Source organism: Nonomuraea sp. NPDC050733, from assembly GCF_040654215.1.
Lineage (GTDB): Bacteria > Actinomycetota > Actinomycetes > Streptosporangiales > Streptosporangiaceae > Nonomuraea.
This window is the reverse complement of sequence record NZ_JBFAHO010000062.1, coordinates 1-16,720: the sequence shown is the minus strand read 5'-3', so window position 1 is coordinate 16,720 and position 16,720 is coordinate 1. Positions and strand designations below refer to the sequence as shown.

General features: G+C 70.4%; 14 protein-coding genes. 3 read left to right on the top strand and 11 right to left on the bottom strand.

The annotated features are described in order from the left end of the window. Positions 1–201: 201 nt before the first annotated feature. The 8 genes from AB0H64_RS42690 to AB0H64_RS42655 form a co-directional block, all read right to left on the bottom strand. Positions 202–627: a DUF4259 domain-containing protein gene (locus AB0H64_RS42690; RefSeq protein ID WP_357637052.1), complete on the bottom strand. Its 426-nt coding sequence runs from the start codon at positions 625–627 to the stop codon at positions 202–204. Positions 628–743: 116 nt separating this feature from the next. Continuing rightward, on the bottom strand, positions 744–1,628 hold the full coding sequence (locus tag AB0H64_RS42685) for a bile acid:sodium symporter (RefSeq protein WP_357637050.1): 885 nt from the start codon (positions 1,626–1,628) through the stop codon (positions 744–746). A 54-nt stretch (positions 1,629–1,682) separates the two neighbouring features. Next, positions 1,683–3,023, bottom strand: coding sequence for a Dyp-type peroxidase (locus AB0H64_RS42680; RefSeq protein WP_357637048.1), 1,341 nt, complete (start codon positions 3,021–3,023; stop codon positions 1,683–1,685). A 22-nt stretch (positions 3,024–3,045) separates the two neighbouring features. Beyond that, positions 3,046–4,065 (bottom strand): hypothetical protein, encoded by a 1,020-nt coding sequence (locus AB0H64_RS42675; RefSeq protein ID WP_357637046.1) that lies wholly within the window; start codon positions 4,063–4,065, stop codon positions 3,046–3,048. Positions 4,066–4,092: 27 nt separating this feature from the next. Then, the gene (locus AB0H64_RS42670) at positions 4,093–4,626 is read right to left on the bottom strand and encodes a hypothetical protein (RefSeq protein ID WP_357637044.1); all 534 of its coding nucleotides are present in this window, start codon (positions 4,624–4,626) and stop codon (positions 4,093–4,095) included. 121 nt (positions 4,627–4,747) lie between these two features. Then, positions 4,748–6,160 carry an NAD(P)/FAD-dependent oxidoreductase gene (locus AB0H64_RS42665; RefSeq protein ID WP_357637042.1) on the bottom strand — a complete coding sequence of 471 codons (1,413 nt, stop codon included), beginning with the start codon at positions 6,158–6,160 and terminating at the stop codon, positions 4,748–4,750. Between the two features lie 382 nt (positions 6,161–6,542). Further along, on the bottom strand, positions 6,543–9,113 hold the full coding sequence (locus AB0H64_RS42660; protein ID WP_357637039.1) for a BTAD domain-containing putative transcriptional regulator: 2,571 nt from the start codon (positions 9,111–9,113) through the stop codon (positions 6,543–6,545). 69 nt (positions 9,114–9,182) lie between these two features. Then, positions 9,183–11,291, bottom strand: a complete 2,109-nt coding sequence (locus AB0H64_RS42655) for a glycoside hydrolase family 6 protein (RefSeq protein ID WP_357637036.1) — start codon at positions 11,289–11,291, stop codon at positions 9,183–9,185. A gap of 166 nt (positions 11,292–11,457) precedes the next feature. On the opposite strand from AB0H64_RS42655, the gene AB0H64_RS42650 reads away from it, so the two are divergent. Both AB0H64_RS42650 and AB0H64_RS42645 read left to right on the top strand, forming a co-directional pair. Then, positions 11,458–12,108 (top strand): class I SAM-dependent methyltransferase, encoded by a 651-nt coding sequence (locus AB0H64_RS42650; protein ID WP_357637034.1) that lies wholly within the window; start codon positions 11,458–11,460, stop codon positions 12,106–12,108. A 145-nt stretch (positions 12,109–12,253) separates the two neighbouring features. Further along, a complete protein-coding gene (locus tag AB0H64_RS42645; protein WP_357637033.1) occupies positions 12,254–12,694 on the top strand; it encodes a hypothetical protein in 441 nt (146 codons plus the stop codon). A 117-nt stretch (positions 12,695–12,811) separates the two neighbouring features. Here the strand turns inward: AB0H64_RS42645 and AB0H64_RS42640 are convergent, their stop codons facing one another. Then, positions 12,812–13,522 carry an alpha/beta hydrolase family protein gene (locus tag AB0H64_RS42640; protein WP_357637031.1) on the bottom strand — a complete coding sequence of 237 codons (711 nt, stop codon included), beginning with the start codon at positions 13,520–13,522 and terminating at the stop codon, positions 12,812–12,814. 278 nt (positions 13,523–13,800) lie between these two features. Between AB0H64_RS42640 and AB0H64_RS42635 the strand changes: the two genes are divergently transcribed. Then, complete coding sequence (locus tag AB0H64_RS42635; protein ID WP_357637029.1) at positions 13,801–14,472, top strand: AraC family transcriptional regulator; 672 nt, start codon at positions 13,801–13,803, stop codon at positions 14,470–14,472. Between the two features lie 167 nt (positions 14,473–14,639). On the opposite strand, the gene AB0H64_RS42630 is transcribed toward AB0H64_RS42635, so the two are convergent. Beyond that, positions 14,640–15,908 (bottom strand): hypothetical protein, encoded by a 1,269-nt coding sequence (locus AB0H64_RS42630; protein WP_357637026.1) that lies wholly within the window; start codon positions 15,906–15,908, stop codon positions 14,640–14,642. After that, positions 15,905–16,720, bottom strand: an 816-nt coding sequence (locus AB0H64_RS42625) for a TOMM precursor leader peptide-binding protein (RefSeq protein WP_357637023.1), incomplete at its 5' end; no start/stop codon positions are given. The genes AB0H64_RS42630 and AB0H64_RS42625, both read right to left, overlap by 4 nt.

Below are 16,720 nucleotides of genomic sequence, written 5' to 3'. Positions count from 1 at the left end.
ATCGAGTTCTCAGAGGGCGATACTTGGGCAGATATCCGTGACGCCGTAGTGCGACCGTGCGGATATGTAGCGTTATCGCCCGTGGGCGGGTACGCGTCTGTTGAGATGGCCGGGCGAGCGAGCGCAAGCCGTACCCGAGCGACTCATCCGATGAGCCGCCGCACATGAACTCCGCGAAACGTCACGCGTCAGCAAGATTCCTCAGCCGGCGGTCCTGCGCATGAGGGCAGCCCGCAAGGGTTCAACCTCCGTCAACAGCGATCGACCACCATCGACGTCTTCCCACAGCTGCCAGAGCTCGGAATCCTCACCGAGGACACGATCCAGCGCACGCAGCGCAAGTGGCGCAAGGGCATCGGAAAGCCCGACCCTGCCGCCCTCCAGCAGGAAGTCCGGCGCGTACGCCGAAGTGACCGGCGGACCACCACAGCACTCAGCCGCGACAATGGCCGTCGCCGCCACCGCTGCGGACCCCTCGTCCACTTCCAGATAGTCCACGGACTCCACGACGCCGAGCAATGCCTCCCGGACCATGCCCGCCCGCTCTTCCGGATCGGCATCGTCCAAGTCCCCGCACCAGTCGGCGGCCGAGTCATTGTCGAAAGGACCGCTGCCCCAAGCACCCACGCCGCTCCACTCCTCGCCCAAAGGATCACGTGCCGACGAGGCGTCAACGTACAGGCCAGGACCGACATCTCCGGCGGGGTGCTCCGGCGCCGGGGTGATCGCTGAGGACGTGCTGTTCAGGTGCGCTCCTGCCGGCGGCCCTCGGCCGTGCGGCGGCGGCTCAGCGTCGCCGTGATCGGGAGGCTGGCCGCCAGGCCGCTCAGCAGGAGGGCCGCGAGTGCTCCCAGGATGGCCGGCTCGTTGCCGAAGGCGATGCCGACGGCGGCGAGCGCTGGTCCCGCGTTGCGCACGGCCGCGACTCCGCCCATGGTGGTGCGGCGTGTCCATGGCCCGGTGGCCAGGGCTGTGCCCAGGGCGAAGGCGACGATGGCGAAGACGAAGCCCGCGAGCAGGGTGAGTGAGCCGACCAGCGCGACGACGTCACGCCAGTTGCCGACGAGCATGCCCGCCAGCACGACGAGGAACGTCACGTTGGACACCATGACGGCCACGGGGTGCCACGACACCGCCGTGGGCACGGAGAAGTGGCGCACGATCAGTCCGACGGCGAACGGGACGAGCTGGAGCACTGCCACGGTCAGCACCAGTGTCGCGACGTCGAGGGAGACCCCGCCCCCCACGTTCGCGGCCTTGAGGAGGACGTTCGCCGTCGGACCGAAGGTGAGGCTGCCGATCGCGGCCAGCAGCGCCTGCATCGCCGCTCCCGCGACGACGTCGCCGTTCTGCACCATGGCGAGTTTCGCCCCGAACGGCCCGCCGGGTGAGGACGCGACCAGGAGGAGTGCGACGAACGCAGCCGTGGGCAGCCCGAACAGCGCGGCGACGCCCCAGCCGAGGAGCGGGACGGCCACCAGGTTGGCGAGGAGCACCAGCAGGAGCAGCGGAAGGTTCGCGAGGACGGTGAGCAGGGCCGTCAGTGTCGTTCCGAGGCCGGCGGCGAACATGGTGGCCGCTATGAAGATGACGGTGACGGCGTTGAACAGCAGGTGAAGCGTGTTCATGTGGATCTCCGGTCATCGTGCCAGAGCGGCGTCGTCCTGGTCAGGTCGCCATGATCAGTCGGTGAGATCGCCGAGCCAGCGCAGTGCGGTGAGTCCCGGCATGAAGCAGTATTCGCCGCCGCGTGTGACGACGAACCGCGGCAGCGAGCACAGGCGTCGCCGTACCGGCCGGCGGGGGACGATGAAGTCGCCGGAGCCGTCGTGGGAGCCGGCGACCGGATCCTTCGCGTGGCCCGCGCCGAAGAAGACGCCGTCGTTCATCCATTCGGACTGGACGAACTCGAACTGCCGCCCCAGGTGTGCCCCGACGAAGGCGAACATCAGCCCGCGGTCGGCTCCGTCGTCCTCCAGGACCCCTTCGGGCAGCGGCGGGCCGTAGGCGGTGCCGCGTCTGATCATCCGGTGCAGCCTCGGCACGCCCGCGACGGCCGCGTCCCGGGGGTTGCCCCGGCGGACGTGGCTGCCGCCGGGGGTGGTGAAGCCCGCCGGGTCGTCCTGCGCGTACAGGAAGGTGTTGTTGCGGTACGGATCGGCGCCGAGGCCGGGGTCGTCGCGCAGGGGGCTGAGCGCCAGCGGTGCGCCGCTGCGCCAGCGGCCCATGATCTTCGCCGCCAGCAGATCTTCGTCCTCGGGGCTGGTGGCGTTGTCCTTCAGGTACCGCCGGTAGGCGGCGACCCGCTGGTGGAGTTTGCGGAAGACCACGTAGGTGCCGTTGCGCCCGAGTACGTCGGGCTGGGGGGTCTGGACGCCGCCGAGCTCGTCGGGGTATCCGAGCACGAACTCGCCGGCCTTGAGCGGCGCCTCCAGCCTGTTGGATCCGGCGATGACGCTGCCCTCGACGGCCGGATGGCTGATGCCGTCGCGGTAGCCGAAGGGTTCGGTCTCGGTGGGCAGCGCGTGGCAGTTCTGGCGCCAGATCGCCGTCACGCCGGTCAGCGCCTCGTAGGCGGGACGGGCACGGTCGACGGCGGCCTCCAACCGTGCGCTGTCGGGCGCGAGCGCCACCAGGACCACGTGGACGTCCGGCGCGCCGAGCGGGGGCTCCCAGTTCTCGGGGCCGCTCTCCCCGATGTCGCCCAGCGCGGCGGCCCGTGCTGCCATGCCCTGCCGGAACTCCCAGGAGAAGGTGTCCAGCGACTCCTGCGCGACACCGAGCGCCTTGAGCCCGTGGTAGGTGAGCGCGACGCTGACCCAGGTCTCACCCAGCGGGCTGACCGTGTCGGCGGCCGAGGTCACCACGGCGCTCGCCCGCCGCATCAGCTCCCGCCCGTGGTCGCGGTCGTCGATGCGGAACAGGATGTACGTCGCCGCGTACGGTGTCGGCCGGGGGCTGAGAGCCCCGCGCTGGATGTCGTCGAGATCGAGCTTGACCTGGGCCTGGGTGTGCTCACTCACCGGAACCCGCCTCCCCGCCACGCTACTTCGCCGTGACGATGTTGTGCCAGAAGGTGCGCAGGCTCTCGTCGACGCCGAACAGCGAGCTGAAGATCGTGGTGTCGGCGAAGATGACGTCCCCTGCCCGGTCGCCGGCGGGCGGCATCCACAGGAACATGTTGAACTCGGTGTTCCCGGCCTCGGTGAACGGGTGCGGCGGTCTGGACATGTCGATGGGCTGCCTGCCCAGCACGTGGACGACGTTCGGGTCATCCGTGGTCACGGCGTAGTGCGGCAGGTGCTTGTGGAAGTTGAAGCTGGACACGCCTTTCAGCCACCCCTTGGTGTCCAGGTCCCTGGCGATGGACAGGGGTGCGCTCTTGCTCCCTTCCGTCACGGCGGGGCGCAGCCCGTAGCGGTTCTCGACGGGGATTCCCAGCCCCGCCATCAGCGATCGGGTGTACCTGCCGAAGCGTTGCCGGCGGGGGACCAGCGCGTCGCCGTGATGGTGGTACTCCATGTTCCGCACCGTCATGTCGTCCGTCGCGCCGACGTCGTGATGGGGCCCCAGGGCCAGGCAGGTTCCCTCACGGGTGAGGAAGTCACGCAACGCCTCGATCTCGGCGGGTGTGGCGTCCTGGCCGGTGATCATGTGGTCCAGTCCCCACACGAACAGGGTGTCGGTGTCCGCCAGCACCCGCTCGTCCAGCGGGGTGTGGAAACCCGCCTGGTCGACGCGCTGGTACACGGGCACCTGATGTCCGGTGGTCTCCTGGACGAACTGCTGGAACGGCAGCCAGCCCCAGAAGAACAGCTCCAGCCCGCCGGCGATGCCTTGCTGGAAGCGCATCGGGTCCGACCATTTCGGGTCCTCGTAGGCGGGCCACGTGACGCGGCGCACCTCGGTCATCGTGGAGAACCGGTCGTCCAGGTCGGCCGGGTTGCGGCCCGCCTCGGCGGGGAAGCTCCAGGCCACGTAGATGCTCAGCCGGCGCCGGCCGGGGTCGTACGCGCGGGGCACGTGGTTCTGGTTGTAGGTGCGCGCGGTTCTGGGCTCGTTCATCTCGTCTCCCGGTGGCGCCTGCGGGTGTCACTGCAGTTGGTCGAGCATCTCCGACAGAGCGCTCTTGACTTTCAGAGCTTTCTTGATCTCGTCAGCGGTGACGTACGGGTACTCGCCGTACTCGATGAAGCTCGGGCAGTGATGCTCGCGGACGAACCTGACGAACGCCTCGGGGTTGGTCTTCCAGTCCTCGGGGAAGCCTTCGAGATGCTCGAAGGCCGTGTTCACCCCCGCCTGGCTGAACAGGGCGATCGCGTCCTCGGTGTACTTGTCGAAGTCCGTGTCGAAGATCCCCTGGTACATGAAGCGCGTGTCCTCGTCGAAGAGCACCCAGCGCAGGTAGTGCAGCTTGAGGGGCGCGAGGAGATACGGGTCGCCTTCAAGGGCCTTGGCGAGTGTCTGGCCGTAGGCGCGTATGGCGTCGGCCCGGCCGGGCTTGACCTTCGCGATGATGGTGAACCCGTAGCAGGCCGGGGTCCGCGGGTAGACGGGGCCGTACTTGCCCTGCTCCAGATGGTCGGTCTCCTTGGGGATGGCGACCGCCTGCGGCCTGATCTCCATGATCGTCCCTCTCCCTCGTCCTGCTCGCGGGGGGGACTGAAGCCGCCTGACTGTGCCAATTCTCCCACGATGTGGCGCCGAAAGGCAGCCCAAACCGCAGGTCAGCGCAGGTGTGACGGCTTCAGCAGGGCGGCTCGTACGGAGATCCGTCGGCGTCCGAACCCAGGCGTCGGGTGGCGATGTAGGCGGCACGGCCCACGACGGCGGCGTAGGTGGGAAAGGAGAGGGGAATCCGGGCGAGGTCCTGGACCCGCATACGAGCCGTCATCGCCACGGCGGCCACCTGGGTGGTCTCCACGGCGCGCTCGCCCACGACATGGCAGCCGAGGATCTGATGACTGATCCGGTCGACGACGAGCTTGCAGAATCCGACGGTCCGGCCGTCGATGATGGGGCGCGCGGCCGCATCGAGGCGGACGGTCGCCACGACCACGTCGTGTTCCTGGCGGGCCTTCCTCTCCGTCAGCCCGACCTGCGCGTACTCGGGGTCGGTGAAGCTGCCGATGGGGCTGACCTGCTCCCACAGGGGGAGTTCCGGACCTCGTACCGCGTTCGTCGCCGCCACGAACCCGGACTGGGCCGCCTGCGGGACCAGCATGAGCCGGCCGGTGACGTCGCCCGCGGCGAAGACGTGCGGGACGGACGTCCGCTGGTAGGCGTCGACGCGTATGAAGCCGCGTTCGTCTGTCGTGACGCCCGCCGCCGGGAGGTCGAGCCCCGCGGTGTCAGCGGACCAGCCGGTCGCCACGACGGCGATGGCCGCCTCGGCGCTGTCGGCTGTGCCGTTCTGCGAGAAACGCATGCGCACACCGTCGGGCGTCTTCTCGACGGACTCGACGGCGTCCAGGTTGTCCCGGATCACCATGCCGTGCTCGCGGAAAGCCTCCGCCACGACCGCGGACACGTCGTCGTCCTCCGACGGAAGGATACGAGGTCCGGCTTCGAACAACTGGACACGCGAACCGAACGCGGCGAAGACGGAGGCCACCTGCACACCCGTCGCGCCACTGCCGATCACGAGCATGGACGGCGGGACCTCGCGCAGCGTCCAGGCATCGCTGTGGGTATGGGTCAGCTCGGCGCCCGGAACGGCGAGCGGCCGGTTGACACCCCCGGTGCACAAGATGATGCTCTCGCCCTGGAATCGCAGCCCGTGGCCGGTCTCGACCGTGTGCGGATCGACGAAACGGACCGTGCCCGCGTGCTCGTGGACCGTCACCCCCAGGCCGTCGACGCGGCCGCGCAGAGCCTCATGGGTCCGGATCTCGTGGATGACCTCGCGGACACGGTCGAGAAGCCGCGGGTAGTCCAGCCGGAACGCGTCCGCGGTGATGCCGTACCGGTCGAGCTGGCGGGCCTCCCGCAGCAGCCGAGCCGCGTGTGCGAGCGTACGCACCGGTACGGGGCCGTCGTTGGCCGCCATCCCACCGAACTCTTCGCGCGTCACCAGAGTGGTACGAGCGCCCAGGTCCGCGGCACGATGGGCGGCGAAGGCGCCTGCCGGTCCGGCGCCGATGACGAGGACATCGGTCATGTCCAGTCCTCTGGTCGAGGTGGAACGAAGGTGACAGGTGGCCGCGGCCCAAGGCCGGCCGGGACTGTCCACCGGTCTGTCTACCCACTGTAAGCGATCGAGCACAAGCTGCACCGACCTGAGCAGGCCGAGGCCTGGGCCACGCGATCACGGCGCTGGTGGCTGCGGGCACCTGCGGCTCGACCGGCCGCTCGGCAACGCGGCGGCCGGCGTGAACGCAGTAATGGGCGTCTCCGTAGTTGCCGCCCCACTGGATACAGCTTCCTGCGGCGGAGCCGCTGCTCTCTGCTGCTCGAAACTGAGGGGTGCCGTTTTCCCGGGGTCCCATCTCCCCGGTCGTGCCGCGAAGGCCGATAGGCGCCATCCACTTCTCATGAGCCGTTCAGAGCAGCGCCAGCAGGGAGCGGGCGTTCGCGCCGCCCTGGCGGTCGCCGGTCTCCTCGAAGACCTCCAGCGCCGCGCGGGCCAGCTCGCGCGAGCGTACGGCCGCGCCCTCGGCCCGGTTGACCTTCGCCAGGGCCAGCAGGGCTTGTGCGTCGAGCAGCCGGTCGCCGAGCCGTACGGCGATGCCCCTGGCCCGCTCGGCGGCGGCACGCGCGTCCGGCTTCGAACCCTGCGCCAGGTGTACCGCCGACAGCTCCAGCAGCGTGTCGGCCTGCCGGTGCCGGTCGCCGAGCTCGGCCAGGCGGCCGACGGCGGACAGCAGCCGGTCGGCGGCCTCGTCCAGCCGGCCAGCGCGGCGCAACATGACGCCGAGCACCTGCTCGGCGTCGGCGGCGTCACGCTGGTTCTCCGCCACCTCCAGGCAGGCCAGCAGCGCCCGCTCCGCCTCCTCCAGGCGGCCCAGCTCCAGGTGCACGCGGCCGAGCCGGCGCGTGGCGTGCGCGACCTCGCGGGCGTGTCCCCGGCTACGGAACGTCTCCAGCGCCAGCCGAAGCCGCTCCTCCGCCCCCTGCCAGTCCCGCTCGGCCAGGTGCAGGTCGCCCTGGTCCAGCAGGATGAGCGCCTCGCCCAGGCTGTCGCCCGCCCGCCGCGCCGCCTCCATCGCGGGGCCCGCCAAGGCCCGCCAGTCATCCAGGAACCGGTGCCGCTCCAGGTAGGGCGCCAGCAGGTGGGCCAGCCGCCAGCAGGCGCCGTCCAGCCCGGCGGCGCCCAGGTCGGCGACCAGGCTCACCAGGAACGCCCGCTCGGCCGCCAGCCATTCGACCGACTCCTTGATGTCCCTGGTCGCCACGGCGGTGGCCGGATCTCCCGACACCAGCGGGAACCGCGACGCCTGCACGCGCGACAGCGCCATGTCCGCCAGCTTCGCCAGCGCCCCCGGCACCGGCTGCTCGCGCGCGAACAGCCGGGTCAGGTCGTGCAGCCGGTAGCGCACCTGCCCGGCCACGTCCACGCCGTGCGTCTCCAGCAGCCCCGCGTCCACCAACGCCTCCGCCTGCCCGCCGAGCAGCTCGGTCACCCAGTCGGCGAAGTCCGGCGCGGACAGCGCGCCCAGCCCGCGCAACGTCAGCCTCGCCGCCTCCGGCAGCCCGTCGAACCCGATCGCGAACACGCTGCGCACCGTCAGGTCGCCCGCGTGCAGCCGGTCGAGCCGCTGGTGCTCGTCCTCCAGCAGACCCACCAGATAGTCGGCGGTCCACTCGGGGCGGGCCGCCAGCCGGGAACCCGCGATGCGCAAGGCGATCGGCAGGCCGCCGCAGAAGCGCGCGAGCCGCCGCAAGGCGTCGTCCGGCGCCTGGCCCGAGCTCTTGACCAGCAGCTCCAGCGCCTCCCCGTCGTCCAGCACGCCCACCGGCAGCCGTCGCGCGCCGAGCAGGCCGCCCAGCGGGGAACGGCTGGTGACGACGGTCGGGCACGAGGTCACCAGCGGCCGCACCTGCGCCTCGCCGGCGGCGTTGTCCAGCACCACCAGGAGCCTGCGGTTGGCGGTGTAGGTGCGGAACAGCCGCTCGCGCTGCTCCGGCGCAGCCGGGATCGCCTGGGCCGGGCAGCCGAGCCAGCGCAGGAAGTCCTCCAGCACGGCCGCCGGGGCCGTGGTCTCGCGCAGGTCGGCGTACAGGATGCCGTCGGGGAAGTCGGGGCGCCGCCGCCATGCCGCGTGCACGGCCAGCGCCGACTTGCCCGCCCCCGCCTGCCCGTGCACCACGACGAGGCCGCCGGTCACCTCATTCAGCAGCTCGGCCCGGCCCGTGAAGTCGGCCACGTCGGGCGGCAGCAGCACCGGCGGCCCGGCCGACACGTGCAGCGAGGCGTCGTCGTGCAACATGCGGTGGTAGAGCAGTTGCAGCTCCGGGTCCGGCTCGATGGCGTGGCCGCCGTCGAGCTGGTCGCGCAGCACCGCGTAGGCGGCCAGCGCGTCCACCCGGCGCCCGCTGCGGTAGAGCGCCAGCATGTACTGGCCGCGGAACCGCTGCCACATCGGGTGCTGCCTGGTCAGCCGGCGCAGCTCGGCCAGCAGCTCGCGATGGCGTCCGGCGTCCAGGTCGGCCTGCACCCGACGCTCCAGCGCCAGCAGCCGCAGCTCCTCCAGCTCCTCTCGCAGCCGCCGGGTCTCCACCCACCGCTCGCCCTCGGGGTCCACGTCCTCCAGCGCCTCGCCGCGCCACAGGGCCAGCGCCTCCTCGTACGCGCCCCGGTCCACCAGCAGCCGGAACCGATCGACGTCGAGCTGACCGTCGCCGAGGTTCAGCGTGTACGCGCCGGACACGGTCGTGATCGTCCCGTGCCCGATCAGCCGCCGGAGCTGTCCCACATACCCGCGGACGAGGGAGTCGGACCGGTCGCCGTCCTCGTGCGGCCACAGCAGTCGGCGCAGCCGCTCGGCCGTCAGCGGCCGGCCCGCGTTGAGCAGGAACATCGCCAACAGGTCGCGATGCTTGCGCACGGTCGGGGTGCGGTCCTTGCCGTCGGTGTCGCGGACCTCCAGCCGGCCCATGATGCGGAACTCCACGGCTCCTCCCTATCAGGAAGCCCGTCCGCCCGCCCGGACGATGACGAACTTCATGATCACGGTGAAGCGTCACCGCAATGGCGGGTTGGCCAGTTTCGCCCGTTCGAGGGCCAGCTCGGCCCACCACTCGCCCGCCTCCGGCGCCACGACGCCGCGCTCCGGGTCCTTCTCGCCGTCGGTGCCACGCCGGCACCGGCCTCCGGACGTGCCCGCCCGCGCGATCCACAGGTAGGCGTCCACCAGCTCCTCGCCCGTCGCCGTGGTCGGCCGGTCGCCGACGCCCCTGCCCGGCGGGTTGCACCAGGTCTGTGGGTCGGAGTAGTGCTTGTCCGGAGTCCAGGAGCCCCGGCCGTTCCGGCCGGTGTCGACGACGAAGTGCGGCATGGTGGCCGGGTCCGCTTTCACGTCCAAGGGGCAGCCCTTGCGGCCGGTGGCGCGCCGGACGGCGATGCAGGCCGACAGCCTCTTGCCGTACGCGACCGCCTTCTCGGTGCTCTGGTAGGCGGCCGTGTTGACGAAGAAGCCGTCCGCCCGTTCGATGCTCGCGCCGATCAGGCGGTCGGCCATGAGCTCGGTGCCCGGCCAGAGGTCCTGGCTGCCGTCGAGGTAGACGGCGGTGTTCGGGTTGGACTTGAGGGTCTGGACGGCCTGGCGCAGGTCTTTGTAGCGCTGGTCAGGGGAGCCCTGGGGGTCGCAGTCGGGGGTGCCGGGCATCTTGGCCAGGCTGCCGGGCTCCAGGATGACCGCTGCCCGCGCGTCGCCGATCTGGGCGGCTATGCCCTTGATCCAGTCGTGGTAGGCGGTGAGGTCGGCGGGGGCCGCCGAGTGGCACTCGCTGCCCGGTAGGCGGTTGATCAGGAACACGGGCACGGCGTCCTGCTGCCCGGCGCCTGTGACGGCGCTGTCCAGCTTGGCGCGGATCTCGGGCTCGCCGAGGCGGATGGCGTAGGGGACGGCGGCCAGCTTCGTCATGAGCTCGGCGTCCTTCGGTCGGTCCTCGGCCCAGAGCCTCGCCTGGCGGCTGGCCGCCGGCTCGGGTGGGGCGTAGAACCGGACGTCCTGCCCTGCCCGCAGGGGATTCCGCGCGGCGGCGGGCCGAGAGGCCGCCGGAGAGGTGCCTTTGGCCGCCGGATCCCGGGCGTCGGGGGACCCCCACCCCTGCGACGCGAACGCGATCGCCCCGGCCGCCGCGACGACCACGGCGGCCGCCCCGGCCACCCACATGCGCGGCCCGCCGACCCTCCGGCCGCGTCCACCCGCGACTGGGTCCGTCTCTCCGCCTACGACGCCCGCCGCTTGCGCCGGCGCGTTTTCGAGGGAGGAGAACCGGCGTGGCTCGGTGCTTCCGCCCGCCTCACTCTCGGGAGCGGCAGGTAGCGGGATGGACGTGCTGAGGTGGTCCAGGATGTCCTGGGCGGTGGGGCGGTCGGCGGGCTTCTTGAGCAGGGCGGCCGCGACCAGGTCGTGCAACTGGCCGGAGAGCCCGTGCAGGGCCGGGGGCTCGTTGACGATGCGGAGGAGGATCGTGGGCACCGAGCCGGAGCCGAAGGGCGACGCCCCGGCCGCGGCGAAGGCCACCGTGGAGCCCCACGAGAAGATGTCCGACGCGGGACCCACCTGCGAACCCGCGACCTGCTCGGGAGACATGTACGCCGGCGTCCCCACGATCGCGCTGCTCATCTCCGCGTCGGCGAGACGCGCGATGCCGAAGTCGATGACCTTGGGCCCCACCTGGGACAGCAGCACGTTGGCCGGTTTGAGGTCGCGGTGCACCACCCCTGCCCCGTGGATGGCCCGCAGCGCCACCGCCATGGACGCCGCCAGCCCGTCCAGCGCCGAGCCCTTCAGCGGCCCCGACCGGCGCACGACGTCCTCGAGGTTCGGCCCCTCGACGTACTCGGTGACCAGGTAGGCCATCTCGCCCTCGACGTCGGCGTCCAGCACCGGGGCCGTGCAGAAGCGGGCGACTCGCCGGGCGGCGGCGACCTCGCGGGCGAAGCGGCGGCGGAAGTCGGCATCCGCGCTCATCCTGTGGTGGATGAGCTTGACGGCCACCCGTGTGCCGTCCGGCCCCTGACCCAGGTAGACGACCCCCATCCCGCCCTCGCCCAGCCGGCCCAGCAGGGTGTACGGCCCGGCCTGGCGTGGATCCCCGTCGCGCAACGCCTCCAAGGTCATGGATCGTCAGGTTAGCCTGCGGCCGTCGGGCCTTCCAGACCTACGAGCGACGCGCCCAGGGTGGCGGCCACGGTTCGCCGAGCGGGTGGGTCGAGCACTACGTCTCCGGCGCCGGCCTGCCGCGCATCGGCTGAAACCCAGCCCGGGTCGGCTATTTTGATCCACCATGACCGAAGCCGGCTTCCTCGAAACGACCCGCGACGCCTACACCGAGAGGGCGGCAGAGTACAACCAGCTGTTCCGCGATCCTCTCGCGGAACAGCCGTTGGACCGAGCCCTCATCGACACCTTCACCGACCTGGTGAAGGCGACGGGTGCCGGGCCGATCGCCGATCTCGGGTGCGGGCCAGGACACTACACGGCCTACCTCCAGGCGCGGGGAGTCCCCGCGATCGGGATCGACCTGTCGCCGGGGATGATCGAGCAGGCCCGCCAGGAGCATCCCGGCCTCCGGTTCGAGGTCGGCTCCATGTTCGCCCTGGACCTGGCGGACGCCGGCGTCGGTGGCGTCTTCAGCCACTACTCGATCATCCACACCCCGCCGGAGCGGGTGCACGAGCTGTTCGACGAGTTCGCCCGCGTCCTCGCACCCGGCGGGCACCTGCTGCTCTCCTTCTCGGCGACCGACGACCCGTCGCAGTCGTCCGAGCCGTACGACCACGTCGTCTCGCTGGCCTACCGATGGTCCACCGACCTGATCTCCGCCATGCTCCGCGAGCGGAACATCGTCGAGACCGCCCGCCTGATCTTCCCCGGGGAGCAGGATCTGAGGCGCGGCTTCCCGAGAGTGTTCCTGCTGGCCGGCAAGGCCGGCTGACGCCGTTCGCGTTGATCATGGTGGCCGAAGCCAGTCGCTGACCCAGGAGTGGGTCTGGCCCCACCCTCCCGTACGGCCAAGCCCATATCGGCCTGGCCAGGCGCTTCATAGCATCGCTACCACAGCGACACGGAGGAGAAAGATCATGGCGAACGCCGGCGACATCACGACCACGACGGCGCGGCTCGGCGACGCCCGCACCCAGGAAGCCCTCACCACGGTGAAGAAGTGCGTCATGCTCTTCGGCGCCGTCAGCGCCATCGTCCTCGCGGTGGTCGCCGTGATGGCGTTCACCGGCCACGAGGCGACCTCGTTCATGTGGATCCGGGGAGCCATCCTGCTCGCGGTCACCCCGCTGATCTACCGGATGACCGTGCGCGCTTCGGAGGGGTCGTACAAGGCTTTCGACCGCGTGCGCACCCTGTCCACCATCATGCCGATCGCGATCATCGGCGTCGACCTGATCCCCGGCCTCTGCCCGGCGTGGTACGCCGTGCTCCAGGGTCTGTCCGCGCCGGCCCTGATCGGCGTCGCCTTCATCACCCGCGGTTCCGCGCTGAGCGCCGCCTTCCCCAAGCAGAAGTGAGAGCCTGAGAGGCGATCGGGTCGGTCCGGCGGCGGCTCAACCCCCGGCGGGCAGGCCTTGCCGGTGCTGGTCCACCTGCGCGAGGGCGAGACCCATGCCAGGCGCCTTGTGCGGCCGTCAACGGCAAGTCTGTGGGCTGTGCGTCGACGCATCCGCGACGCGTTCGCCGAGCAGTAGTGCGGCGACCGCCTCCGGGGCCTCATGCATGGCGTCGTGGCCGGTCGGGAGGTCGTGGACCTGCCACTCGGGATCGGCTTGGAGTCGGGTGCGGAGGTCGGCGAACGGCGTCCGGTCTTCCCATCCCGAGCAGTAGACGAACTCCCGACGGGGGACCTGGGTGAGCGTGCCTGTGAGCCGGATCGTCTGCAGGAACGAGGCGAGGGGATGGGGACGGCGGCGGGGATCGCCGCCGTCCGGCGGTCGGACGGCGTAGCCGGTGGTCGCAGCGCCCGCAGCGAACGCCTCCCGGTAGCGCTCGGTCGTCGACGACCAGCACGACTCGCCGTCGCGCGGTACGTAGGCGTCGAGATGCACCAGTCGTGAGATCCGGCCGCCGGCGCGATCGGCGGCGGCGGCGATCACCATCCCGCCGTAGCTGTGGCCGACCAGCGTCGCGCCGGTGAGGTGGGCGCGATCGAGGAGCCGCAATACGTCGTCGGCGTGCGTGTCGAGGTTGGCGGTCGCGACCGTCGCGATGTCGTCGTCCGGCCGCAGACCGGTCAGGGTCAGGGCGTGAACGGCATGACCGGCACGCTCCAGCAGCGGAACCACCGCCTCGAACGACCAGGAGCCGTGCCAACCGCCGGGCACCAGGACGAACGTCGCCATGCGTTTCTCCTTCTCTCTCAAGCCGCGGCATCGAGGCGCGCTGCCTCGGTGACATGTGGTCCGGTCGGGCGCTGGGCGCCACTGAAGACCATCCGCATGGAGGCAATGTCACCAGAGCAAGGGGTGGCTGACCACCGATAGAATGCCAACTGATGCCTGTTCGCCGCCAATCTCGCCCGGCCGCCGGTGTGACGTCACATATATGGCCGTCCGGTGGGCGTCACCTCTGGCCATCCGGCGGGACAAGCGCGGTGCAGTCGCACGCACGGGGACACCTGGTGTACGCAGCCGGCGGCGTCTTGGCGGTTCACACCGAGCTCGGCACGTCGATCGTTCCCGCCAACCGGGTCGCCTGGACCCCCGCAGGGTTCACGCACTACCACCGCGCCCACGGCGACACCGACATGCGGATCGTCTTTCTCGCGCCATCCCTCGCCCGGCTCATACCAGACCATCCCGCCGTGTTCCTGGCCTCCGGCCTCGCCCGCGAGGTCCTGCTCGCCCTGACCGGCCCCCGCAACCACGACGATGCCGCGCCTGACTACAGCCGCTCCGCGCGCTCGCGCCTCCATCGAGTCCTCGTCGATGAACTCCGCGAAACACCCGAACAGCCATTGCACCTGCCGGAGCCACGGGACGACCGACTGCAGGCCATCGCCCGGATGCTGTACGAGACGCCGGCGGACAACGCCACGCTGGCCGAACTCGGGAAGACGATCGGAGCCAGCACGCGCACCCTCAGCCGACTGTTCCGCAACGAACTAGGCATGACCTTCTACGAGTGGCGCACGCAGCTACGCATCTACCACGCGCTCGTGCTCCTCGCCGATGGTCACGACACCACCCAGACCGCTCACGCCTGCGGATGGGCCAACCCCAGCAGCTTCATCGCGGCGTTCACCGACATCATCGGAAAAACCCCGGGCCGCTACCGAACCTCGAACGCCTGAGCCGGCCGTGTTCTGCCCGGCGAACCAGACCTGTGTACGACCGCTCAGCCGGAGAGGCGCGCGCTGTGCAGGTCCACCGGGTTGGCGGCGTCACCGGTGGAGACGCCGTACACGGCCGTGAAGGCGTTGCCGGCCGAGACGAGGGCGGTTGTGGACGGACAGCCGCTCTACGAGGAGTGCGTGGCGGGGGCTGTGCTGCGCCGACGGAACCAATGCCGGTGGCCCCGGATGAAGGTCACTACGAAGAGGACCTGGATGCCGCCTTCGATGAGCACCAGGAGCGCGGAGTCCAGCGCCAGGAGCACCGGTCCGCCGTTGAGACCGTCGGCGATGGCGAGGAGGGCGCGCACCAGCGCCGCGATCGCGATCGGAACGCCGAACAGGGCGAGGAAGCTGAGGCTGATGGTGGCACCGAGTACGAGGAAGACGGAGTAGACGCGGGTCGCCCGCCGCTCATGGGGGGCCAGCCCGGTCGTCGGGTCCGCGACAGGAGCGGGCCGGCGGCGCAGGCCTGCGACGGTTCTCGCGAGCAGATACCTGGCGTAGGCGAGCCCGTCGTCGAAAAGGTTCCGGGTCCGCAGCAGATCGCGAAGAACGTAGTACAGGTCGGTGCGCATGTAGACCTGGAGCTGGAACGGAAGGCTCAGGAGGACGCAGACGACGAGTGCCTGAAGTAGGGCCTTCACCGGCTGAGGCATGGCCACGTGGGCGACCAGCAGGGTCAGGGACGCCATGAGGAACAGATCCCAGGCCATCCCCGCCAGATACACGCGATAGCGGGATCGCCTCGGCACGCCCCACACCGCCGTGACGTCGGTCTGTACCACCAGGTTGTGGAGGCGGGTGCCGAAGCCGATCCTCCCGGGAACGCCGAGTGACCGGGCCGCCGTCAGGTGCATGAGCTCGTGCATGCTGATGCTGACCGACATCATCACCGTGTTGACCAGCACCGTCAGGCCGACGTAGTCGCCCCAGAAGAAGTTTGTGTAGTTCGGCAGCAGATCGGGTCGCATGGCGAGGGTGACCAGTGCCGCGCCCATGACCAGCAGCCAGAGGAGTTTCATCGGCCGGCTGAAGAGCCACGCCACATGCCGCTCGGTCAGTCGGCTGAAATGGCTGCGCGGAGTGCTCGCCTCCGGATCCGGTAGTGGCTGTCCGTTGACCGAACGGACGAATCCCAGGTCCGCCAGGGCTTCCACGAGCTCCGCGACGTCGAGCTCCACCTCCTGCTCGGCTGCTATCCGCTCCTCGGTGGCGCTTATGGAGAGCCCTGCGCCCAGGAGACTGATCGCGTCGCCGTAGACCGCCGGCAGCTCGATGAACTCCCCGATCTCTGACCGGCCGACGACCACGACTTCCGGGTCGTCGTCGTCCGGGCGGACGATCAGTGGGTGGAAGCCGACGTTGCTGCCGGCGGTGAGCGGTGCGGCACTCACGACGTTGCGGGCCCGCAGGCGGGGCAGTCGTCGTCGTGCGGAACGTCGATGTAGTAGGAGTGGTCCCACATGGCGTAGTTCCAGTGGAAGACCCGGCCGCGCGCCTGTGTGGGCAGGCCGCCGAGGTGATACAGGACTTCCAGCGCGCAGAGGTGCCCGCTGATGTTGGCGCTGGCCGCGACCACGGCGTTCGGGCGCTCCTCGGTGAGTGAGCGGCCGTGGGCGTGGATCTCGCGACGGTTCTCCTGACGCTGCAGGCACGCCCAGCACCCGGTCTCGCCTGGGATCAGGGATCCGACGACGGCCATCGGCCCTGTGTAGAAGCTGACGAACCATGGCGTGCCGGTGCGCAGCGCCGCCTCGTTGGTCCAGAACATGATGTCCGGGTGCGGCTTGTCCGCGCAGAGGACGAACACGTCGCAGTCTTCCATCAGGGCGGCGATGTCATGGGACGCGCCTGCCTTGACGGTGCTGCCCGTCACCGTGACGAGACTGTTCATGTCACGTAGCCGGTCCACCGCGCTGTCGACCTTGGGGCGGTCGATGTCCTGCTCGGTGTACAGGAGCTGGCGCGTGAGGTTCGGTTCCTCGACGGTGTCGAAGTCGGCGATGTGCAGGGCTCCGATTCCGCTGGAGACCAGTCCGGCCGCCACCGCGGAGCCCGTGCCGCCGATGCCGAGCAGGCATACCTTGGCAGCTTTGATCTTGGACTGGATTTCGTACGGAGAGCTGCGCGGAGTGGAGTCGATCCACGCGAAGAAGTTCCTGGCCGGTTCGTATCTCGTCGCCTCACGCGGGGTGAGATTGCCGGG